A 20762-nucleotide genomic window follows, 5' to 3' on the forward strand; every position below is an offset into this window, starting at 1 on the left:
TAGTCGCCCTTGCCGCCAATTACTGCGAGACTGCCTGTGAGCATGCTGATCAGGAGGTTCTCATGACCGCGCCCACTCCCCGCACCGTCGCTGGGATCGGAGTCTGCCCGGGGCTCGTCGCCGGCCCCGTCGTCCACATGCCTGAGCCGATCGCCGAGCCGGCGCCTGGACTGCGTCTCTCCCCGCGCGACAGCCCGGCGGCGCGCGCCGAGTCCATCCTCGAGGCCAGCACCCTCGTAGCAGCCGACCTCGACGCCGCCGCGGAACGCGCCACCGGTGACTCCAAGGACCTGCTGGAGGCGACCGCTGCGATCGCCGCAGACCCGACCCTCGTCGCCGACGCCCAGCGCCGCGTCCTGGAGGACCACCTCGTCCCCGAGCGAGCCGTGTGGGAGGCGGCCGAGGAGGTCGCCCAGCAGTTCCAGGCCCTCGGCGGGTACTTCGCCGAGCGGGTCGTGGACATCGTCGACATCCGCGACCGCCTGGTCGCCGCACTCACCGGGCGCCCGCGCCCGGGGGTGCCGACCTGGGATACGCCCTTCGTGCTCGTCGCCCTCGACCTCGCTCCGTCCGTGACCGCCTCCTTGGACCCGTCCAAGATCCTGGCGATCGTCACCGACGGTGCGGGCCCCACCTCGCACACCGCCATCATGGCCAACGCCAAGGGGATCCCGGCCGTCGTCGCCGCCGCCGGCGCGCACGCGCTGCTCGTGGACGGCGAGACGGCACTGGTCAACGGGTCCACCGGCGTGGTCGTCGCGGACCCCACCCCCGCCGAGCTCGAGGCCGTGACCACAGCGGCCGCGCGCGCACGCACCTTCTCCGGCCGGGGGCAGACGCGCGACGGTCACCCTGTCCAGCTGCTCGCCAACATCGGCGACCCGAGCGAGGCCGCCCCCGCCGCGCGGGCAGGCGCCGAGGGCGTGGGGCTGTTCCGGTCGGAGTTCTGCTTCCTCGACCGTGAGCTGCCACCGACCATCGAGGAGCAGGTCACCGCCTACCGCCGGGTGTTCTCTGAGTTCGGCGGGCGCAAGGTGGTCATCCGCACCCTCGACTCCGGGGCGGACAAGCCGCTGCACTTCCTCGTCGCCCACGACGAGCAGAACCCGGCCCTGGGAGTGCGCGGTCTGCGCACCGCGGCCCGCTCCCCCGAGCTGCTCGACGACCAGCTCGAGGCGATCTCCCGCGCCGCCGCAGCCGAGCAGGCCGAGGTCTGGGTGATGGCCCCGATGGTCTCGACCGTCCCCGAGACCGAGGCCTTCGTGGCCGCCTGTACCGCGCACGGCCTCGACACCGCCGGGGTGATGATCGAGGTGCCCAGCGCGGCCTTGCTCGCCGGTCCCATCCTGGCCCGTGCCCAGTTCGCCTCGATCGGCACCAACGACCTCACCCAGTACGCCATGGCCGCGGACCGGCTGCTCGGCTCCCTCGCCGAGCTCTCCGACCCGTGGCAGCCGGCTGTGCTGCACCTCATCGCCGCGACCTGCGCCGGCGGCGCCCAGCAGGCCCGACCGGTCGGTGTGTGCGGGGAGGCCGCGTCGAACCCGGTGCTCGCCGTCGTGCTGGTGGGCCTGGGCGTGTCCTCGCTGTCGATGACCCCGCGAGCGCTGGCCGACGTGGCCGAGGTGCTCTCCCAGGTGGACCTGGCGCTGTGCGAGGAGGTGGCTCAGCTCGCACTGACCGCGGAGACGGCGAGCGACGCCCGCTCGATGGTGCGCTCACGCCTGCCGATGCTGGCCGAGCTGGGGCTCTGACCGGCTCCGGGACCACGTCCGGTGGCCCGCTGCGCTCTGGGGCGACGGGACCTGTGAGGCACAGCACCACCGCCGTGGCGGCACCGCCTCTGCGTTGTTTGGGATAGTGGACCAGTGACCGACACTTCTTCCCCGCGCGCGGACTCCTTCTACGAGCTCGTCGGCGGGCACGAGACCTTCGTCAAGCTCATCGACGTCTTCTACGACGGCGTGGCCCAGGACGAGGTGCTGCGCCCGATGTACCCCGAGGCGGACCTGGGACCAGCCAAGGAACGCTTCCTGCTGTTCCTCGAGCAGTACTGGGGCGGCCCGACGACGTACTCGGAGAACCGCGGGCACCCGCGGCTGCGGATGCGTCACGCCCCGTTCAAGGTCAACCCGGACGCCCGCGACCGCTGGCTCGCGCACATGCGCGTGGCGGTCGCCGCGATCGACCTCGCTCCCCTGCACGAGGCCACCTTGTGGGACTACATGGAACGCGCCGCGCACTCCATGATCAACACCTTCGACGAGTAGGAGCGCTCGTGACCGAGCCCCAGGACGTGACCGGCGTGGACCTCGCGCACACCCCCGACGCGGAGAGCATCGCCAAGGACCCGCTCGGGCACCTGCTCACCGTGCTCCAGCTGGAGTATCACGGTGCCGAGACCGGTGAGGACGTCTACGCCGGGGAGAGCATGCACCAGCCCAACGGCCGCGTGTACGGCGGGCAGGTGCTGGCTCAGGCGCTGCTGGCCGCGGGTGCGACCGTGGACCGTCGACGCTTGCCGCACTCCCTGCACGGGTACTTCCTGCGTGCCGGTGACATCCACCAGCCGGTCGACTTCTCCGTCGAGCGGCTGCGGGACGGCCGGTCCTTCAGCGCCCGGCGCACCCACGCCTACCAGGGCGGCAAGGCCATCCTGTCGATGATCTCCTCCTTCCAGGAGGACCAGGACGGCTTCGAGCACTCCACACCGATGCCTGACGTGCCCGCCCCCGACGAGGTGCTCTCCGCCCAGGAGCTGCTCGGCGGGATCGACCACCCGGTCGCGGACTTCTGGTCCCGCCAGAGCGCCTTCGACCTGCGCCACGTCGAAGGGGCGCTCTACCTGGGCTCCTCGGGCGAGGCCACGCACCAGCAGGCGGTCTGGATGCGCTCGCGCGGACCGGTCCCCGACGACCAGCTGCTGCACCGCGCGCTGCTCGTCTACGCCTGCGACCAGATCATGCTCGAGCCGGTGCTGCGCGCGGGCGGGCACAGCTGGATGACCCCTGGGCTGAGCGTCGCCAGCCTCGACCACGCCATGTGGTGGCACCGCGACGTCCGGGTCGACGAGTGGCTGCTCTACGTCCAGTCTTCCCCCTCCGCCCAGGGCGGGCGCGGGCTCGGGGCCGCCCGGGTCTTCTCCCAGGACGGCACGCTCGTGGCGTCCATCGCCCAGGAAGGCATGGTCCGGGTGCCGCAGGACTGACCCCGGGGCACACTGTCTCCATGCCCCGCCTGCGCCATGTCTCCGTCACCGATCCCGGGCTGAGCCGCCGCCGCACGCGCGGCGGGTTCGTCTTCCTCGCCGCCGACGGATCACGGATCACCGACCCGGAGGTCATCGACCGCTGCGCAGGGCTCGCCATCCCGCCAGCCTGGACTGACGTCTGGATCTGCGCGAGCCCGTCCGGCCACCTGCAGGCCTTCGGCCGGGACGACGCCGGGCGCGGGCAGTACATCTACCACCCGCAGTGGGCGGCCAAGCGGGCACGGGCCAAGCACGACCATGTGCTCGAGGTGGCCACCCGGCTGCCGGCGGCTCGCCAGAAGGTCGCCCAGGACCTCGACCTGCCGGGGATGCCACCGGCCCGGGTGCATGCCCTCGCCTTCCGGCTGCTCGACGTCGGCTACTTCCGCATCGGGTCCGAGGCCTATGCCGAGCGCAACTCGAGCTTCGGTCTGGCGACCCTGCTGCGCGAGCACGTGACGGCCAGGCGCGACGGCACGGTGCGGTTCCGCTTCCCCGCCAAGTCCGGCCAGGAGTGGGACCTGCGGATCGAGGACCCCCAGGTCCACGCGGCGGTGCGCACGCTGCTGTCCCGGCGCGGCGGTGAGCGCCTGCTCGCCTGGCGGGCGACGGGCCGCCCGGTCGCCTGGCACCAGGTGACCTCCGCCGAGATCAGCGCCTCGCTCAAGGAACGCCTCGGCACCGACGTCACCGCCAAGGACTTCCGGACCTGGCACGCGACCGTGCTCGCCGCGCGGCTGCTGGCCGAGGCGGGAGACGCGCCGAGCAGTGCGCGCGCCCGCCGTCGCGTGGTCACCGCCATGGTGCGGGGAGTCGCGCAGGAGCTGCGGAACACACCGGCCGTGGCGCGGTCTGCCTACATCAACCCGCGGCTGGTCGACCTGTGGGAGCACGGCATGCACATCCCCCAGGCGCAGTCCCGGGCTGACGCCGAGCCGGCTGTGCTCACGCTCCTCGCCGACGAAGCACCGCGGGAGCCTCGACGTACGGCTCCCACGCGGCGCGTTCGAGCGTCGTGATGCGGCGTGGTGACTGGGTGACCGCGTCGACAAGGACGATGGTCGTGGTGGCGCGGGCGCAGGGCTTGCGGGGCTCAGGTGAGGCGCTCTGGGCACTCTCGGGGCGGACCGCGTCGAAGACCTCGTAGCAGACCTCCAGGCTCGCGCCCCCGATGTGCCCGATCCACATCTGCACCGTGATCGGGTCCCGGGCGTAGCCGAGGGGACGCAGGTACTCGATCTCCTGGCGCGCGACGAGCGTGTGCGAGGACGCCTGCGGCCCGGACTCCAGCACCGCCGTCGGCCACGGGTCGTCCTGGGCCTCGGGGTGCCGCCAGAAGGCGGTGATCCGAGCCTCTTCGAGGAGCCGGAACATCTCGACGTTGTTCACGTGGCCGTAGGCGTCGAGGTCGGACCAGCGCAGCCGGACCGGGATGTGGAGGCGAGTCATGGTCCTACCGTAGACCCGGCTCCGAGCACCGCGTGCGGCTCGGGATCGGCACCGGCGCCCACACCTACCGGCCGGCGAGGACGGCCGCCGCCCGGCACTCGTCGAGCAGCAGCCGCTGCGCCTCGACCGGCTGGATGACCGCCTCGCCGGCCACCTCCGCGATCTGGACGGCGAGCCTGCGGGCAGCCCGGCGCGCGAGGCGGTTCGCATCGACGAGGGCAGCCACCCGCGAGACCAGGGCGAAGACGATGCCCAGCCCCAGCCCGGCCACCACCATGAGGGTCGGGATGGGGAAACCCTCGCCGCCCGGCGTCGCGGTGATGGGCAGCTGGATGAAGGCCAGGACGGCGAGCACCGCGAGCCAGATGAGCCCCACGAGGAAGACCCCGAGCAAGAACCACTGCACGGCCGCGGCCACACCCCACCACCACGAGCGCGCCTCGGCGTCCAGCTCGGTGCGCGCGACCGCCTGGTCCAGGGCGTCGGGCAGCGCCTCGTCATGGACGACGGCGCGGGTGGCCATCACCCAGCCGGGCGGCGCGCCGGCCGAGGCGGCGTCGACATAGCTGCGGACGGCGGTGTGCGTGCGGGCGGCCATCGCGGCGTCGGGAGGCGGTAGCGAGGTCCGCACGAGGTCGGTGCGCGTGGTCGTGCGGTGCAGGTTGAGCCGGCGCAACGGGTCCGGCCGCAGCCGCCCGATCCACCGGGTCAGCGGCCACCCGGTCGCCGCGCGGGCACGGTGCAGGGCAGAGCCGTGCACCGCGTCGACCACCACGTCGGTGCGGGCGGCCACCGAGAGCGCGTCGAGCAGCTCGCGGCGAGCGGCGGCGCTGGCCCGGCTCTCGTGGGAGGTCCCGCACTCGGACTCGATGAGCGCCGCAGCACCGCGCACGTCGGCGAGCAGCCGGTCGGCGGCGGCGGCCCGCTCGGCCGCCGCCTGCGCCATGAGCTCGTGGAGCTCGCTCATCCCCTGGCCCGTCACGGCAGAGAGCCCGAGCACGCTCGCCCCGGCGAGGCCATCGGCGACCGCCAGCCGGCGCAGGTCCGCCAGGCAGTGCGCCTGGTCCTGCGGGGCGAGGCGGTCGATCTGGTTGAGCACGAGCACCACGACGCCGGCGTGCCCGGCGAGCGGGCGCAGGTAGCGCTCGTGCAGCACGGCGTCGGCGTACTTCTGCGGGTCCATGACCCACACCAGAAGGTCAGCGCGCTCAAGGAGGCGGTCAGCGCGGATCCTGTGCTCCACGACCACCGAGTCGTGGTCGGGGAGGTCGAGCAGGACCAGTCCCTGGTTCTCCCCGCTCGCGGGCAGGTAGCTGCGCTGCCCTACCTCCAGCCAGTCGAGGAGCTGGTCGGCCTCACGCCGGTCACCACCCTCGACGTCCCACACGGCCGCGACAGGGCGCGAGGTGGTGGGGCGGATGATGCCCGGGCGGGAGATCTGCGCACCGGCGAGTGCGTTGAGGATGGTCGACTTCCCGGACCCGGTCGATCCGCCCAGGGCGACGACCGTGTGCGCGATCGAGTGGCTCAACCGCGCGCGGGCGCGCTGGACGACCCGGTCGCCGCGCTCGACGACCTGAGGGCTGAGCCACTCGCGTCCGGCCTCGAGCGCAGCCTCGAGGGCCTGCACCCGCAAGGTCAGGGACTCGGCGCGGCGCTGGGTGACGGGTGCGAGGGACTTCACGAGTCACTCTCCCCGGAAGCTCCGGTCGTGCCTGTCGTGCCTGTCGTGCCCGGGCGCGGCTTGCGGCGCCACCACCGGCCACCGGCCCGTGGCGCGGGCCGCTCGTCGACCACGGCCAGCTCGAGGGCGGGGCGGGCGTAGGGGTTGGAGGTGATGGGCAGGTCGGCGCCGCGCAGGTGGCCCGACCGCGCCGGGTCCGTCTGCGAGCCGTCGGGGCTGCCCGCGCCGATGTCCCCCGACAACGGGACCTGCGTGGGGTTCGACCGGGTGCTGGCGGCACGGGCCGCCCGCTCGGTCGCGGCGGTCCGCTGGACGTCCAGGGCCGCCGCGCGCAGCTGTGGTCCATGGTCCAGGTCCACGCCGTGGCCGGGCGGCGCCTCGTCCAGGAGGGAGGTGAAGCGCTCAGCCTGCCGGGACAGGACCGCATCGACGCGCGCGTCGAGCAGCTCTTGGGCTGTGCGCGCCAGGGACCGGACAGCCTCGTCGCCGAACACCGCCTCGAGCAGCCGCTGGGCGAGCACCGCCGAGCCCCCGGCGATGCCGACCTCGGCCCCGGTCAGCCCTCCGGTCGAGGCGAAGACGACGATCATGAGAGCCGCACCTGCACCGTTGACTCCGATGGCCAGGGTGCGGGCACGCCCGCGCTTGTCCGCACCGCTCTCGGTGACCAGACCGAGGACGTCCCCCTGCCACCCCCGGACCGCTTCTGCGAGCTCCTGAGGCAGGCTGGCCGAGGCGCGCGACAGCGCCAGCCCGTCGAGCAGTGCGGCACCGGCCGGGTCAGACCGCCAGGCGCTGTGGGTGCGTTCGGAGGCGCGGTCCGCCGCGTCGAAGATGATCGCCTCCAGGCTGTGCCCGATCGCCGTGCTGACCTTGGGCGCCGCAGCGGGACGGCCGCGGAGGTATCCCGACACGCGGTCGCGAAGGGCTCCGAACTTCTGCTCCACGCCCCGCATGAAGTCACCGGTCCCCACGAAGTCCTGCCACCGCGAGAGCACCTCCCCGCGCAGCATCGACCCGTCCGAGGTCGCCCGACGCACCTCGCGTGCGGCCTCGGCGTAGCAGGCCGTGACCGAACGTCGCAGGGCGGTCTCGGTCAGCACCTGGGCGTCGGCGGCGTCAGCCAGGGCCATGGTGCGGGCGGACAGGTCGTCGATCACCCCGTCGCGGGTGGCGGCGATGACGGCGCGCCGGGCCCCGTCGTCGCTGCCCATGACGGTGAGCCAGCGCGCCAGCGGCGCGACCTCCGTCACCGGGAGCATCCCGTCCACCAGCGCGGACTCCCGGAGCAGGAACACCGGCGCGTCGCCCAGGCCCTGGTCGACGAGCATCTCGCGCAGGTGGTCGACGACCATCTCCGCCCCAGGGTCGACGCGGTCCACGACGAGCGCCACCTGGGCGTTGCGGGCGGCGCCCGCGCTGAGCAGCTCCCACGGGACGGCGTCGGCGTACCGGGCGGCGGTGGTGACGAAGAGCCAGAGGTCGGCGGCAGAGAGCAGCTGGGCGGCGAGCTCGCGGTTGCCCACGACGACGGAGTCGACGTCGGGGGCGTCCAGCAGGGCCATGCCCTGGGGCAGCACGTCGGTAGCGACCAGGCGCAAGGACCGCGGATCGCCGTCGCGAGGGTGGTCCCCCGTCGGCGCGGGAGCCGGGTGCGGGGCCGGTTCGGTACCTGGTTGAGCGACAGGTGAGGTGCCCGGTGGGGCGAAGGAGGCGACGGGCGTCTCCCGGGCGAGGTGCGGGAACACGCGCTCGGAGGTGAACCACTGCGCGTCGAGGGGGTGGTGGACGAGCACCGGTGAGCGGGTCGTGGGCCGCAGCGCACCGGGAGTGGTGACGTGCTGGCCGAGGATCGAGTTGACCAGCGTCGACTTCCCCGCCCCGGTCGACCCGGCGACCACCACGAGCAGCGGAGCCGACTCCGCCTGCAGGCGCGGCAGCAGGTAGTCGTCGAGCTGGTCCAGGACGGCCTCCCGCTCACGGCGGGCATCGGCGGCGGTCACGGTCTCCAGCGGCAGGCTGAGCGTCTCGATCTCCCGGCGCAACGTGCTGAGTGCGCCGACAAGATCGGCGACGCCGGAGGATTCTCCGGCGTCGCCGATCACAGCATGGTCACCCGACACGTCAGACATGGTTGAAGTCTGCCGGAAAAGGGTCCCACGCACCGCACGAGCGGGTGTCAGTCGCGGGTGAGTTTGCGGTGGGTGACCCGGTGCGGACGAGCCGCGTCGGGGCCCAGACGCGCAACCTTGTTCTCCTCGTAGGAGGCGAAGTTGCCCTCGAACCAGTACCAGTTGCCCGGGTTCTCCTCGGTGCCTTCGTAGGCGAGGATGTGCGTGGCCACCCGGTCGAGGAACCACCGGTCGTGGGAGACCACGACGGCGCAGCCGGGGAACTCGAGCAGAGCGTTCTCGAGCGAGCCGAGGGTCTCCACGTCGAGGTCGTTGGTGGGCTCGTCGAGCAGGAGGAGGTTTCCACCCTGCTTGAGGGTCAGCGCCAGGTTCAGACGGTTGCGCTCACCACCGGAGAGGACCCCGGCCGGCTTCTGCTGGTCCGGACCCTTGAAGCCGAAGGCTGCGACGTAGGCGCGCGAGGGCATCTCGACGTTGCCGACCTTGATGTAGTCGAGCCCGTCGGAGACGACCTCCCACAGGGTCTTCTTGGGGTCGATTCCGCCACGAGACTGGTCGACGTAGGAGATGGAGACCGTCTCACCGACCTTCAGCTCACCGCCGTCGAGAGGCTCCAGGCCCACGATGGTCTTGAACAGCGTGGTCTTACCCACACCGTTGGGACCGATGACGCCGACGATGCCGTTGCGCGGCAGCGTGAACGACAGGCCCTCGATGAGCGTGCGCCCGTCGAAGCCCTTCTGCAGGTCCTTCGCCTCGATGACGATGCTTCCCAGGCGCGGGCCCGGCGGGATCTGGATCTCTTCGAAGTCGAGCTTGCGGGTGCGCTCGGCCTCGGTCGCCATCTCTTCGTAGCGGGCCAGACGGGCCTTCGACTTGGTCTGGCGGCCCTTGGCGTTCATCCGGACCCACTCGAGCTCGTCCGAGAGACGCTTGGCGAGCTTCTGGTCCTTCTTGCCCTGGACCTTGAGGCGCTCGCCCTTCTTCTCCAGGTACGTGGAGTAGTTGCCCTCGTAGGGGTACAGGCGGCCGCGGTCGACCTCACAGATCCACTCCGCGACGTGGTCGAGGAAGTACCGGTCGTGGGTCACCGCGAGGATGGCACCGGGGTAGGACGACAGGTGCTGCTCGAGCCAGAGCACAGACTCGGCATCGAGGTGGTTGGTGGGCTCGTCCAGGAGCAGCAGGTCAGGCTTCTCCAGGAGCAGCTTGCACAGCGCCACACGGCGACGCTCTCCACCGGACAGGACCGACACGTCGGCGTCCGGCGGGGGGCAGCGCAGCGCGTCCATGGCCTGCTCGAGCTGGGCGTCGAGGTCCCAGGCGTCGGCGTGGTCGAGGGCTTCTTGCAGCTCGCCCATCTCGGCGAGGAGCTTGTCGAAGTCAGCGTCCGGCTCAGCCATGAGGGCGGAGATCTCGTTGAAGCGGTCGAGCTTCGCCTTGATGTCCGCGACGCCTTCTTCGACGTTGCCCAGGACGGTCTTCTCTTCGTTGAGCGGCGGCTCCTGCAGCAGGATGCCGACCGTGTATCCGGGAGACAGACGTGCCTCACCGTTGGAGGGCTGCTCGAGGCCCGCCATGATCTTCAGGATCGTCGACTTACCGGCACCGTTGGGGCCGACCACACCGATCTTCGCTCCGGGGAGGAAGTTCAGCGTGACGTCATCGAGGATGACTTTGTCGCCGTGCGCCTTGCGCGCCTTGTACATGGAGTAGATGAACTCAGCCACTGGCTCTCGGTCCGCCTCATGTTCGATTGCGCTGCAGCGGGTTCGCTCGCGCGGGTCAGGGGGTGCACCCCCTCCGCCCAGCGCGAGCGTCCACGTGCGCGGGTGCAGTGCTGAGCGTCTGGAGAGGTGCTCAACCCCACAGTCTACGCGGTCGGGGCGAGGTGTGCTCGTAGGCGAGCACGCTGGTGGCGAACGCGGGGGCACCCGGTCTCCCGTCGGGTCCGGCCCGGCGCAGACCGGCCGGACCCGACGAGTCACCGGCTACGCCGCGGACGACGTGGCGCGCAGATCGGTGTCGCTCTCGCTGTCACCGTTGCTGGCGCCGTCACCGTTGCCGTCGCTGTCGCTCGTGAGCGAGTCGCTCCCGGGCTCCTCGTCCGTACCGGCCACTGCCCAGGGGTCTGCTGCCCCCTCCCCGGTCGCGGACTCCCCCGCGTCTGCCCCGCGCTGCGCGGACGACGGCTCCCCGGCCTTGGTGTGCACGGTGTGACGGAAGGTCGCCTGACCGCGGGCCAGGTCCGGCCCGACCGCGTCCGCCTCGATGACGAAGGTGGTCCGCGGACCGTCCGGGGAGTCCCAGGTCTCAGAGGTCAGCGTGCCGTGCACGACGACGGGGTCGGAGCGCCGCAGCGACTCCGCGACGTTGATCGCCATGGACCGCCAGGCCTTGACCGTGAACCAGGTGGTCAGACCGTCGACCCAGGCCTCCTCGGCGCGGTTGTAGTAGCGCTTGGTGCTGGCCAGGCGAAAGCTCGTGAAGTCGGTGCCGCTCTCCGAGACGAAGTGCTTGGGATGGGTGCCTACCCACCCCGTCACGGTCACCTTGGTGTCTGTGCTCATGGATCCTCCAGCGACGGGGGACGCGTGTGGTCCCGTGTGCTGTCAGGATCCGGTCCCGGGCCGACGGAGCGCTGGCGCTCAGCCCAGAGTGGGGGGCAACGGCGGCCAGGGCTGCACTGTGGGGAACGACTCCCGAGCGGAGAGAGCGGACTCGCGGACGTGGCGGTGCTCGGTGAGGATGCGCTGAGCCGGCGCGGCCAGGGTGGTCTCCACCACCTCGCGCAGGGCGGCGAAGGCTGCCTCACGCACCTGCTCGGCCCGCTGCTCGGCGAGGGTCGCTCGCTTCCGCGCGCCGATCATCAGGCAGCTCACCGACGCGACGGCAGCCAGGAGGGTGGCGCCCACGGCCACGAGCGGCCACGGGTCGGCGACGTCAACCAGCCCGAAGGCGAAGGCGCCGGTCACCAGCGCGCCGAGCAGGGCGACACCTGCGAAGACCCAGCCCAGCAGCCGGGCGCGACGGGCGCCCACGGACCGCTCGGTGGAGATCGGCACGCCGTCGAGGGCGTCGATCAGAGCGGCGGAGATCGCGTCCTGGTCCGGGACCGCGTGGTCCACGGACTCGGCCCAGGCGGGGCGCATGCCTTCGCTGACGCGGGTCACCCAGCGACTGCGGATCACCCGGATGGCGGACTCCTGGGGTCGGCGGAAGCTCGGCACGCGGTCACCGTCCGAGCCGAAGCGCACGGTCGAGCGCACGTCGTCGACCACGGCGGCGACGCCGACGGCCACGGCGACCCGGTCCACCTCACCGTCCACGAGCGGCTCGACGCTCTCCAGCACGGTGGCCGGGACCTCCTCGGCGATCCGGCGGCCCTCCCGGTCGAGCTCGTCGGCGAGCCGGCTCGCGGCGACCGAGCGACGGGCCACAGCCTCGCGCAGCGTCTCGCGGAGCTCGTCCACACCTTCCCCGGTCTTGGCGGAGATGGTGCGCACGTCCACCCCGACCAGACCGTCCTCGGCGAGGAGCCGGGCGACGTCGGCGACGAGCGCGGGACGGCCGGGCTCGGCGACGGTGTCGATCTGGTTGAGAACGACGATCATCGATGCCTCGGCGCCGGCGAAGGACTGCAGGTACCCGGCGTGCAGTGCCTCGTCGGCGTACTTCTGCGGGTCCACGACCCAGATGAGCAGGTCGACCAGCGGCAGGATGCGGTCGACGATCTCGCGGTGCTTGGGCTCGATCGAGTCGTGGTCGGGGAGGTCGAGCAGGATGAGCCCGGCGAGGGAGGCCTCCTCGGCGCCGTCGAGGGCGCTGTCGCGGCTGATCCGGCGCTCGGGATCCACCTCGAGCCAGTCGAGCAGGGCCGTGGCGCCGTCGCTCCACGCGCAGGCGGTCACGCGGGCCGTGGTGGGGCGCCGCACGCCCACGTCGGCGAAGGTCAGCCGGGAGATCGCGTTGAAGGTGCTCGACTTGCCGGAGCCGGTGCCGCCGGCCAGCGCGACGATCGTGTGGTCGACGCCGAGGGCCAGGCGCTCGTCCGCGCCGGCCAGGACGGAACGGGCGCGGGCGACCACGCGCGGGTCGAGGCGGTCCCCGCCCACGTCCAGGGCTCGGCGCAGGTTCGCCACGTGCTGGGCGTAACGCTCACCGTCAGACGTCGTCGACTGGTCGCTCGGGGTGCGATCAACGGCCGGGTCGGTCTGTGTCACGGGCTGCTCCTGTGGTGCGGCGAGAGGTGCGGGCGGTCTCAGGTGAGCTGCGCAAGCTCGGCGAGGCGAACGCGCAGTCCCACTGCGGCGTCGTCGGCCAGTGCTGGTGCGGCGAGCGCGCGGCGGGTCGGGAGGATCTCCCGCTCCACCAGAGTAGCCGCGGAGTCTGCGAGCTCGCTCGTGACCTCCGGGCTGAGGTCCCGCCCGGCGTTGCCGAGCAACCGGCCGATGAGCTCCTCGGCCGGGGCCAGCCCGACGGCGGAGGCGAGCAGCACGGCTGTCAGGCCGCCACGCCCGAAGGCCCGCAGGGCAGCCGCGTTCTGCTTGCTCGCCGCGGGGTCGATCGCGGCCACCCGGTCCGCGGCCGAGGCGATCCAGAAGTCGACGGCCGCGCGGGCGGCGCCTTCGCGTGAGGTGGCGGTGGTCGCGTCGTCGACCTGGGCGAGCAGGCTCTCGCCTCCGTCCACCGCGCCGAGGGCCTCGCGCAGCGCGGCGTCGGCGTCGTCGACGGCTGCGGTGAGGGTCGCCGTCGCGGCGCGGCGCACCGCCTCGACCAGCTCAGCCAGCTGGGCCTCGCGTGCCCGGCCGCGGCGCGCGGAGCCGCGGGCCGTGCCCGAGCGTGAGATCGCCCGGTCCAGGCGGGCCGGGCGCAGCAGCTGCGACCACTGCGACTCCACGGCACCCTGGGCGAGCTTGCCGGACTCGATCGCCTGCCGGACCTCCTTGGCCACCGGCGGCAGGGCCGCCTCGGCCACCTCGTGCAGCCGCTGACCAGCGACGAACTGGTTCTCCACGTGCTCGCTGAGCTCTTCGATCCACGGCGGCAGGGCGGTCAGCGCGCCGCGCAGCGTGCGCAGGATCACCGTGCGTGCACGGTCGGCGCCGCCGAGGGTGCGCAGCCAGCGTTCGATCGCGGCCACCTCGGTGGCGGGCAGCAGGCCCTCGTGCGGGCCGGCGTCGGGCACGACGAAGAGCGGGGCGTTGTCCATGTGGTGCTCGCGCAGGCGGTTGAGCAGGTCGCCGCGCACGGTCTTGAGGGAGGCCTGCGGCGCCCGGTTGAGGACCATGGCCACGGTCGCCCCGCGGTGGGTGGCGCCCTCGAGCGCCTTCCACGGCAGCGCGTCGCCGTAGCGGGCCGCGGTCGTCACGAACAGCCACAGGTCCGCGCCCTCGAGCAGGCGGGCGGCGGTCTCCCGGTTGGCGTCCAGGACGGAGTCGAGGTCGGGGGCGTCCAGCAGAGCGATGCCGCGCGGGACGTTGGTGCTGGTCACCGACCGGACGGTGCGCACGAGCGGGGTGTCGGCGACGATCTCGGAGTCAGCCGGGTTGAAGACGACGACCGGCTCACGGGTGGTGGGTCGGATGACCGACGCCTCGGAGATCTCTTCCCGCAGGAGCGAGTTGAGCAGGGTGGACTTCCCCGCCCCGGTGGACCCGGCGATGACGACGACCGCGGGGGCCGAGAGCTCCTTGAGCCGCGGCAGCAGGTGGTCGTCGAGCTGGGCGACGAGCCGGGACTGCTGGGTCCGGGCGTCGTCGGCGCCGTCGATCTCGAGGGGGAAGTCCAGGGCGGCCACCTCGCGTCGCAGGTCGGTCACGACGTCGAAGACGGTGAAGTGCGGCTCGAGCACATCGACGCCTCGCGAGGTATGACGCCCCGCTCGAGCACTCGAGGGCTGGTTGCCTGGGCCGCTGCTGGTAGTCACCCCACGATTGTCCCGTGCAACCGGGAGGAGGCCAAACGCGCGCGCCGCAGCGCGCAGAACTCGCGTGGACAGGTGCGACGCGCACCGCGCGCGCCGCAGCGTCCGCAGGTCACGCCGGAGCGACGCCGAACCGTGCGCGCAGCAGCGCCCGCAGGTCCGCGTCGACCCCGATGGCGTCGAGGTAGGCGGTGAGCGAGCCGTAGCTGCGCTCGACCTCCTCGTGCGCGGCGGCCAGGTACTCCGGGCGCACCGTGAGGACGGCCTCCCACAGGGCGGCGTCGACGCCGGGGATGACGGGCATCGCGGCCGCGAGCTCCGTGGCAGCGCCGGCGGAGAGCAGGTACTCCTGGAGGATCTGGTCGGAGGGCACCGAGCAGACCGCCTGCGCGAGGGCGACGATCCACCCGGTCCGGTCCTTGCCTGCTGAGCAGTGGACGAGGACGGCGTGGGTCGAGGAGGCGATGGCGGTCAGCGCCGTCCCGACGGCCTCGTGGGCCGCAGGGTCGGTGACGAAGCGGCGGTAGATGCCCGTCATGATGGCCTGGCCGAGCTCGGCCGGGTCCGCGGTGGCAGCCACCCCCGACCCGACCAGGGTGGCAAGCACCCGGGCCATGTCCGCACCGGCTACCTCGCTGGCGACCTCACCGGTGGCCTCCGCGGGCGCCTGCGGGACGGGCAGGGCGTCATCCTCGCCGTCCGCGAGCGCGGGGGCCTTCTCCGGGTGCGGCGTGCCGAAGGGCAGGCTGAGCACCTGCGTGCTGGCGGGCACGACGTCAGCCCCGTCGCGGGCGACCTCCTGCGGGCTGCGCAGGTCCAGCACGGTCCGCACGTCGTAGTCGTCCAGGACGGCCACGCCGGCGGGCTGCAGAGCGGCCAAGGAGGCCGTGCGCAGCAGGACGCCGGTCGCCAGGGGGACGCTGGACCCCTCGGGGACGGCGCGTCCGCCGACGTCGCGGGCGTTCCACGTCCCCGGGATGTCGAGGGCAGGACCGGTGGTCCCGGTCTCACGGTCGGTCATGAGCTTGTCGGTCATCACGGTCCTGCCTCTCGAGGTCTTCGGGCGTCTTCACCCTACGCGGGGAGCGCCCCGGGCGGGCGCTGCCACGTCACCGGGACCGGTAGGAGTCCACCGCGGCACGGAGCTCGGCTGCCATGAGGTCGGCGTTGATGGCTGCTCCGACCATGAGCCCGCGTGCGGCCGCGACGGCCACCTGCGCCGTGAGGTCGCTGACGTTCCCCGCGGCCCAGACACCGGGGACGGAGGTGAGGCCGGTCTCGTCGGTCGTGACGCTGGTCCCCAGGCCCAGCGGATGCTCGGCGGTGGCCACCCCGAGCATCCTCGCGAGCTCGGTCCGGGCGGAGAACCGCGGCCCGACGACGAGGGCCTGGACGGCGTGGCGCGCGCCGTCGGCGAGCAGCACGGCCGCGAGCGCGTCGTCGTGCACCTCGAGGCCGGCGACCGCGCCGGGGACGACGGCGACGCCGCGCGCGGCGAGCTGCTCTGCCTCCTCCGCGGTGGGTGCGGCCCGCCCGTCGAGGAAGAGCGTGATGTGCTGGCTCCACTGACGGAACAGCAGGGCCTGGTGGACAGCCATGGGACCGCTGGCGAGCACGCCGATGACCTGGTCGCGCACCTCCCAGCCGTGGCAGTAGGGGCAGTGCAGCACGTCGGTGCCCCACCGCTCGCGCAGGCCGGGGACGTCGGGCAGCTCGTCGGCGAGGCCGGTGGCCAGCAGCAGCCGCCGCGCGCGGACGCGGGTGCCGTCGTCGGCCACGAGGTCGAAGCCCTCGCCCGTCGCAGTGCCGCTCGCAGTGACGGACGGGGCGACGGACTCGACGCTCGCTCCCAGGACGGTGCCGCCGTAGCGGAGGACCTCCTCGCGGCCGAGTCGCACCAGCTCGGCCGGGCTCAGTCCGTCGCGGGTGAGGACGTTGCGCACGCCGGCGGCGGGCAGGTTGCGCTGCTGACCGGCGTCGACGACGAGCACCGTGCGGCGGGCACGGCCCAGCGCGACGGCTGCGCTCAGCCCCGCCGCGCCGCCACCGACGACGACGACGTCGTAGGTGAGGTCCCCGGGCTGGGGTGAGCTCGGGTCAGGCTGGTCGGCCGGGTGGTGCGGGTGGTGCGGGTGGGACTGGTCCATGGTGGTCTCCTCGTGCGGCGTGGGTGGCGACGGTCGTCCCAGGGTGTCCCGCCCGCGCTGAGAACAGCAAGGAACTTTGCCGGAGTGGCAAACTGGCTCCATGGCACAGACCCCCACGACAGACTCCGACGACGTGCTGGCTGCAGTCGGCCCACGGCTGCGCGCCCTGCGCACGGCTCGACACCTCACCCTCGCCGAGCTGTCCTCGACGACGGGGATCTCGGTGAGCACCCTGTCCCGGCTCGAGAGCGGGCAGCGGCGCCCCACCCTCGAGCAGCTGCTCCCCCTCGCCAGGGCGCACGGTGTGCCGCTCGACGACCTCGTCGGGGCGCCGGCCACCGGCGACCCACGGATCCACATCCGCCCCATCTCCCGTCACGGCATGACGATCCTGCCGCTCAGCCGCGGGGCGGGCGGCGTGCAGGTCTTCAAGCACCTGCTCCCGGCCGGCCCCACGCTCCCCGTCGTCTCTCAGCAGGTCCACGAGGGGCACGAGTGGGTCTACGTCATCCGCGGACGGCTGCGTCTGGTGCTCGGCGAGCACGACCTCGTGCTGCCTGCGGGCGAGGCCGCCGAGTTCGACACCCGGACCCCGCACTGGTTCGGCCGGGCGGACGAGCAGGCCGTGGAGTTCTTGAGCCTCTTCGGTCCGCAGGGTCAGCGGATGCACGTGCGGGCGCAGACCACCCGCCCCTGATCAGGGCTGGGGCTGTGACGGACGGGGCTCTGGGCGCTCGCCGCGCCCGGCCACCAGCCAGCAGACCAGCGCCGCGAGCCCGACGACGGCCCACCCGGCGATGATGTCGAGGGTCCAGTGGTTCGCGGTCCCCACCACGACGGTGGCGGTGATGAGGGCGTAGGTCACGCCGGCAACCTTCCAGGCCCAGTGGCAGGAGACCGCGAGCGCGGCGAGGGCGACCCACAACGACCAGCCGGCGTGCATGGACGGCAGGGCCGCGAGCTCGTTGGTGTGCTCGCCCCAGCCGCCGGGCACCGAGACGTCAGCGCCCCACCAGCCGTACTGCGAGGTCTGGACGAGGACGTCGATGTAGGGCGTGCCGGACAGCCGCGGCGGGGCGGTGGGCACGAGCAGGTACATGACCAGGGCGCAGCCGGTGGCCAGGACGAGCGAGGAGCGCAACCACCCGTAGGAGCCTGGGCGGTGCAGGAAGAGCAGGACCAGGACCGCGCCGGTCACGACGAAGTGCGCCGAGGCGTACCAGAAGGAGAAGGAGATGCTCAGCCACTGCGACCCCGCGACGATCTGGTTGAACCCAGCCTCGACGTCCAGGCCCAGCGGGCGTTCCCAGACCAGCAGCTGACGCGCGACCCCCAGCGCCGAGGTCAGGGACCCGTCGGCCATGAGCCGGACCATGGAGTAGGCGGCGTAGAGGATCCCGAGCAGTGCCACCTCGCGCACGCCCCGCATCACACCAGCCCAGCGGTCCTCGCGCGCAGGCACGTCGACGCCCAGCATCGTCTCGGCAATGTCGTATGTCTGCTCACTGGTCATCGGTCCGTCGGTACCCCTGCTTCGATGCCATCCGGGCGCTCCCGGCAATTGGTCTCGCTCACTTTGACAGAATCCGGGGTCCAGGTCATCCACCGAAAGGCGGATGTCGGGCAGGAGATCTGTCTCACTCGCTCCGTCGTGAGAGTGACCAGAGCGCGCGAGAGGGCGCGGGAGAGGGTGCAGGAGGGTGCGGGCCCTCAGCGACTGCCGTGGTCAGACCCTGTGGAGGGCTCCTCACCGGCCGCCCGGTCGATGGTCTCCACGAGCCGGGCGCGCTCCTTGTTGATCCACTGGCCGTCGGAGTAGTTCGCGATGAACATCTCCGCGAACTCGACCGGGTCGTCCCCGACCACGTCGCGGATCGGGGTGCCGTCAGCCGCCGCGCCCTCGACGAGGTCGGCGAGGTCCTCCATCATCTGCATGAGGACGTCGCCCTTGACGATCGCCCCGGCGTAGGTGAGGTAGCGCTCGAGCCCATCGATCGCAGTGCGGTAGGCGGCGGGGAGCTGGTCCTTGCGGGCCTTGTACTGGCGCCAGCGCTTCTTGTCCTCCAGCGAGCCGGTGACCCGCTCGATCCATGCTGCGGCCATGACTACTCTCCTTCGTCCTGCGGGTGGTCGTTCTGGGGGTGGACCTGCTGCCGGAGCCGGTCGATGTGCGCTGCGAGGAAGCTCCAGTTCAGCCAGAACTCCTCCAGGTACGCGCTGCCCTTGGGGTTGAGCGAGTAGACCTTGCGTGGTGGGCCCTTCTCCGACGGGACCTTCTCGACGTCGACGAGGCCGCGCTGCTCGATCCGCACGAGGAGCGCGTAGACGGTGCCCTCGGCGATGTCGGAGAACCCCTCCTCGCGCAGCCTCGCGGTGATCTCGTAGCCGTAGGCGGACCGTGTGGCCAGGACTGCGAGGACGATGCCCTCCAACGTGCCCTTGAGCATCTCGGTCATCTGCTTGCTCATCCACTCCCCCTCGGCCCGCCCAACAACCCAGCAATCCAGCAACTTAGCAACACTGACTACCAGTAGATAGTATCGCCAAGTACCGCCTGAGGGAAGACCCGATCCGGCGCACCGCAAGCCCCTCGCTCGTTCCACCGCGCGGGCCCGACCGATCGGATTACAGTCGCTGTATGTGCCGAAACATTCGGGTTCTCCATAACTTTGAACCACCCACGACGGATGCTGAGATCCACGAGGCCGCCCTGCAGTTCGTCCGCAAGGTCAGTGGGTCGACCCGCCCGTCCCGCGCCAACGCCGAGGCCTTCGACAGGGCGGTCGAGGAGATCACGCTCGCCACCCGTCGCCTGCTCGACGACCTCGTCACGCATGCCCCGCCGAAGAGCCGCGAGGCCGAGGCCATCAAGGGACGCGAGCGCCACGAGCACCGGATGGAGCGCGAGGTCCGCACCCGGACCGGCTCGCTCTAGGCGCGACCGAGCGGAAGCACCCACCGCCGATGTGAGGAGCCACGATGCGTGGAGTCATGCTGTACGGACCGTCAGACGTCCGGATCGAGGACCGTGCCGACCCGCGGATCGAGGAACCCACCGACGCGGTCATCCGGGTCACGGCGACCTGCATCTGCGGATCAGACCTGTGGCCCTACCGCGGCGCCGAGCCGCTGCTCACCACGCCGCAGCCGATGGGCCACGAGTACGTCGGCGTGATCGAGGAGATCGGCGACGCGGTGACGACCCTCTCGGTCGGGGACTACGTCGTCGGGTCCTTCGTCGCCTCGGACAACACCTGCGAGATCTGCCAGGCCGGGTACCAGTCCAGATGCATCCACAACGTCATGATGGGCTCGGTCGGCACGCAGGCGCAGCGGGCTCGCATCCCGCTCGCGGACGGCACCCTGGTCGTCACCCCCGGCACACCCGACCCGGACCTCGTCCCCTCGCTCCTCGCCGCCTCCGACGTGCTCGGCACCGGCTGGTACGCCGCTGTCTCCGCCGGAGCCGGACCCGGCCGCACCATCGCCGTCGTCGGTGACGGCGCCGTCGGCCTGTCGGCCATCCTGGCGGCCAAGCAGCTGGGGGCGGAGCGCATCATCGCCTCGAGCCGTCACCCCGAGCGAGCGGAGCTGGCGCGCGCCTTCGGGGCCACCGACGTCATCGACGAGCGGGGCGACGACGCGATGGCCCGGATCCGGGAGATGACCGGCGGCTACGGCGCTCACGGGACAGCCGAGGCGGTCGGCACCCAGGAGTCGATGCTGCAGGCCATCGGGTCCACCCGGCCCGGCGGGTACGTCGGCTACGTCGGCGTCTCGCACGGCGTCGTGCTGGACGGCCTCGACCTGTTCTTCGCCAGCGTGCACCTGCACGGCGGTCCGGCCCCGGTCCGTCAGTACCTGCCCGAGCTCATCACGCTCATCTGGGACCGCACGATCGACCCGGGACGGGTCTTCGACCTCACGCTCCCCCTCGAGCGGGCCGCCGACGGCTACCGGGCGATGGACGAGCGCCGCGCCATCAAGGTGCTGCTGACGGTGTAGAGGACTGTGACTGCGCAGACGACGGTTGGGTGCCCCCGACAGGACTCGAACCTGCGACCTAGAGATTAGAAGGCTCTTGCTCTATCCACTGAGCTACGGGGGCACGGAGATTCTATGCGACCGCGCACCCTGGGCACACGCGCCCGCCGACGCCTGGGATGATGGCTGC

19 protein-coding genes and 1 tRNA gene are annotated in these 20762 nt (G+C 72.2%); 7 read left to right on the forward strand and 13 right to left on the reverse strand.

Annotated elements, in window-relative coordinates:
- Positions 1 to 62 precede the first annotated feature (62 nt).
- From ptsP to SS2_RS10435, 4 genes are all read left to right on the forward strand, one after another.
- On the forward strand, positions 63 to 1754 hold the full coding sequence (gene ptsP / locus SS2_RS10420; protein WP_066463757.1) for a phosphoenolpyruvate--protein phosphotransferase: 1692 nt from the start codon (positions 63 to 65) through the stop codon (positions 1752 to 1754).
- Positions 1755 to 1868: 114 nt separating this feature from the next.
- Positions 1869 to 2270, forward strand: a complete 402-nt coding sequence (locus SS2_RS10425; protein ID WP_066463759.1) for a globin — start codon at positions 1869 to 1871, stop codon at positions 2268 to 2270.
- A 35-nt stretch (positions 2271 to 2305) separates the two neighbouring features.
- On the forward strand, positions 2306 to 3208 hold the full coding sequence (locus SS2_RS10430) for an acyl-CoA thioesterase (RefSeq protein WP_066463900.1): 903 nt from the start codon (positions 2306 to 2308) through the stop codon (positions 3206 to 3208).
- A 20-nt stretch (positions 3209 to 3228) separates the two neighbouring features.
- Positions 3229 to 4269: a DNA topoisomerase IB gene (locus tag SS2_RS10435; RefSeq protein WP_066463760.1), complete on the forward strand. Its 1041-nt coding sequence runs from the start codon at positions 3229 to 3231 to the stop codon at positions 4267 to 4269.
- On the opposite strand, the gene SS2_RS10440 is transcribed toward SS2_RS10435, so the two are convergent.
- The 9 genes from SS2_RS10440 to SS2_RS10480 form a co-directional block, all read right to left on the reverse strand.
- A complete protein-coding gene (locus SS2_RS10440) occupies positions 4196 to 4699 on the reverse strand; it encodes an acyl-CoA thioesterase (RefSeq protein WP_066463762.1) in 504 nt (167 codons plus the stop codon). The genes SS2_RS10435 and SS2_RS10440 overlap by 74 nt on opposite strands.
- Positions 4700 to 4763: 64 nt before the next feature.
- Entirely contained in the window at positions 4764 to 6383 is a 1620-nt protein-coding gene (locus SS2_RS10445) for a GTPase (protein ID WP_066463765.1), read from the reverse strand.
- Positions 6380 to 8515, reverse strand: coding sequence for a dynamin family protein (locus tag SS2_RS10450; protein WP_083942118.1), 2136 nt, complete (start codon positions 8513 to 8515; stop codon positions 6380 to 6382). The genes SS2_RS10445 and SS2_RS10450 overlap by 4 nt, the downstream gene beginning before the upstream one ends.
- A gap of 47 nt (positions 8516 to 8562) precedes the next feature.
- Positions 8563 to 10245 (reverse strand): energy-dependent translational throttle protein EttA, encoded by a 1683-nt coding sequence (ettA, locus tag SS2_RS10455; protein WP_066463769.1) that lies wholly within the window; start codon positions 10243 to 10245, stop codon positions 8563 to 8565.
- A gap of 261 nt (positions 10246 to 10506) precedes the next feature.
- Entirely contained in the window at positions 10507 to 11085 is a 579-nt protein-coding gene (locus tag SS2_RS10460) for a single-stranded DNA-binding protein (protein ID WP_066463771.1), read from the reverse strand.
- Positions 11086 to 11163: 78 nt separating this feature from the next.
- Positions 11164 to 12738, reverse strand: coding sequence for a GTP-binding protein (locus tag SS2_RS10465; RefSeq protein WP_066463772.1), 1575 nt, complete (start codon positions 12736 to 12738; stop codon positions 11164 to 11166).
- A 38-nt stretch (positions 12739 to 12776) separates the two neighbouring features.
- On the reverse strand, positions 12777 to 14369 hold the full coding sequence (locus SS2_RS10470) for a GTPase (RefSeq protein ID WP_157607288.1): 1593 nt from the start codon (positions 14367 to 14369) through the stop codon (positions 12777 to 12779).
- Between the two features lie 184 nt (positions 14370 to 14553).
- Positions 14554 to 15477, reverse strand: coding sequence for a tyrosine-protein phosphatase (locus SS2_RS10475; protein ID WP_066463777.1), 924 nt, complete (start codon positions 15475 to 15477; stop codon positions 14554 to 14556).
- 73 nt (positions 15478 to 15550) lie between these two features.
- The gene (locus SS2_RS10480; protein ID WP_083942119.1) at positions 15551 to 16588 is read right to left on the reverse strand and encodes an NAD(P)/FAD-dependent oxidoreductase; all 1038 of its coding nucleotides are present in this window, start codon (positions 16586 to 16588) and stop codon (positions 15551 to 15553) included.
- Positions 16589 to 16688: 100 nt separating this feature from the next.
- Between SS2_RS10480 and SS2_RS10485 the strand changes: the two genes are divergently transcribed.
- Positions 16689 to 17285 (forward strand): helix-turn-helix domain-containing protein, encoded by a 597-nt coding sequence (locus tag SS2_RS10485; RefSeq protein WP_066463779.1) that lies wholly within the window; start codon positions 16689 to 16691, stop codon positions 17283 to 17285.
- Here SS2_RS10485 and SS2_RS10490 read toward each other — a convergent pair whose 3' ends face one another.
- From SS2_RS10490 to SS2_RS10500, 3 genes are all read right to left on the reverse strand, one after another.
- Positions 17286 to 18101: a phosphatase PAP2 family protein gene (locus tag SS2_RS10490; RefSeq protein WP_083942120.1), complete on the reverse strand. Its 816-nt coding sequence runs from the start codon at positions 18099 to 18101 to the stop codon at positions 17286 to 17288.
- 197 nt (positions 18102 to 18298) lie between these two features.
- Positions 18299 to 18691 (reverse strand): DUF1048 domain-containing protein, encoded by a 393-nt coding sequence (locus SS2_RS10495; protein ID WP_066463781.1) that lies wholly within the window; start codon positions 18689 to 18691, stop codon positions 18299 to 18301.
- A 2-nt stretch (positions 18692 to 18693) separates the two neighbouring features.
- Positions 18694 to 19056 (reverse strand): PadR family transcriptional regulator, encoded by a 363-nt coding sequence (locus tag SS2_RS10500; RefSeq protein ID WP_066463783.1) that lies wholly within the window; start codon positions 19054 to 19056, stop codon positions 18694 to 18696.
- 170 nt (positions 19057 to 19226) lie between these two features.
- Between SS2_RS10500 and SS2_RS10505 the strand changes: the two genes are divergently transcribed.
- Together SS2_RS10505 and SS2_RS10510 are read left to right on the forward strand one after the other, a co-directional pair.
- Positions 19227 to 19523, forward strand: a complete 297-nt coding sequence (locus tag SS2_RS10505) for a DUF2277 domain-containing protein (RefSeq protein ID WP_066463785.1) — start codon at positions 19227 to 19229, stop codon at positions 19521 to 19523.
- Positions 19524 to 19567: 44 nt separating this feature from the next.
- A complete protein-coding gene (locus SS2_RS10510; protein ID WP_066463787.1) occupies positions 19568 to 20593 on the forward strand; it encodes a zinc-dependent alcohol dehydrogenase family protein in 1026 nt (341 codons plus the stop codon).
- Between the two features lie 30 nt (positions 20594 to 20623).
- Here SS2_RS10510 and SS2_RS10515 read toward each other — a convergent pair.
- Positions 20624 to 20696: transfer RNA gene (locus SS2_RS10515), tRNA-Arg, on the reverse strand.
- Positions 20697 to 20762 lie beyond the last annotated feature (66 nt).

Origin of the sequence: Sanguibacter suarezii NBRC 16159 (genome assembly GCF_001552735.1) — a bacterium.
Classification (GTDB): domain Bacteria; phylum Actinomycetota; class Actinomycetes; order Actinomycetales; family Cellulomonadaceae; genus Sanguibacter; species Sanguibacter suarezii.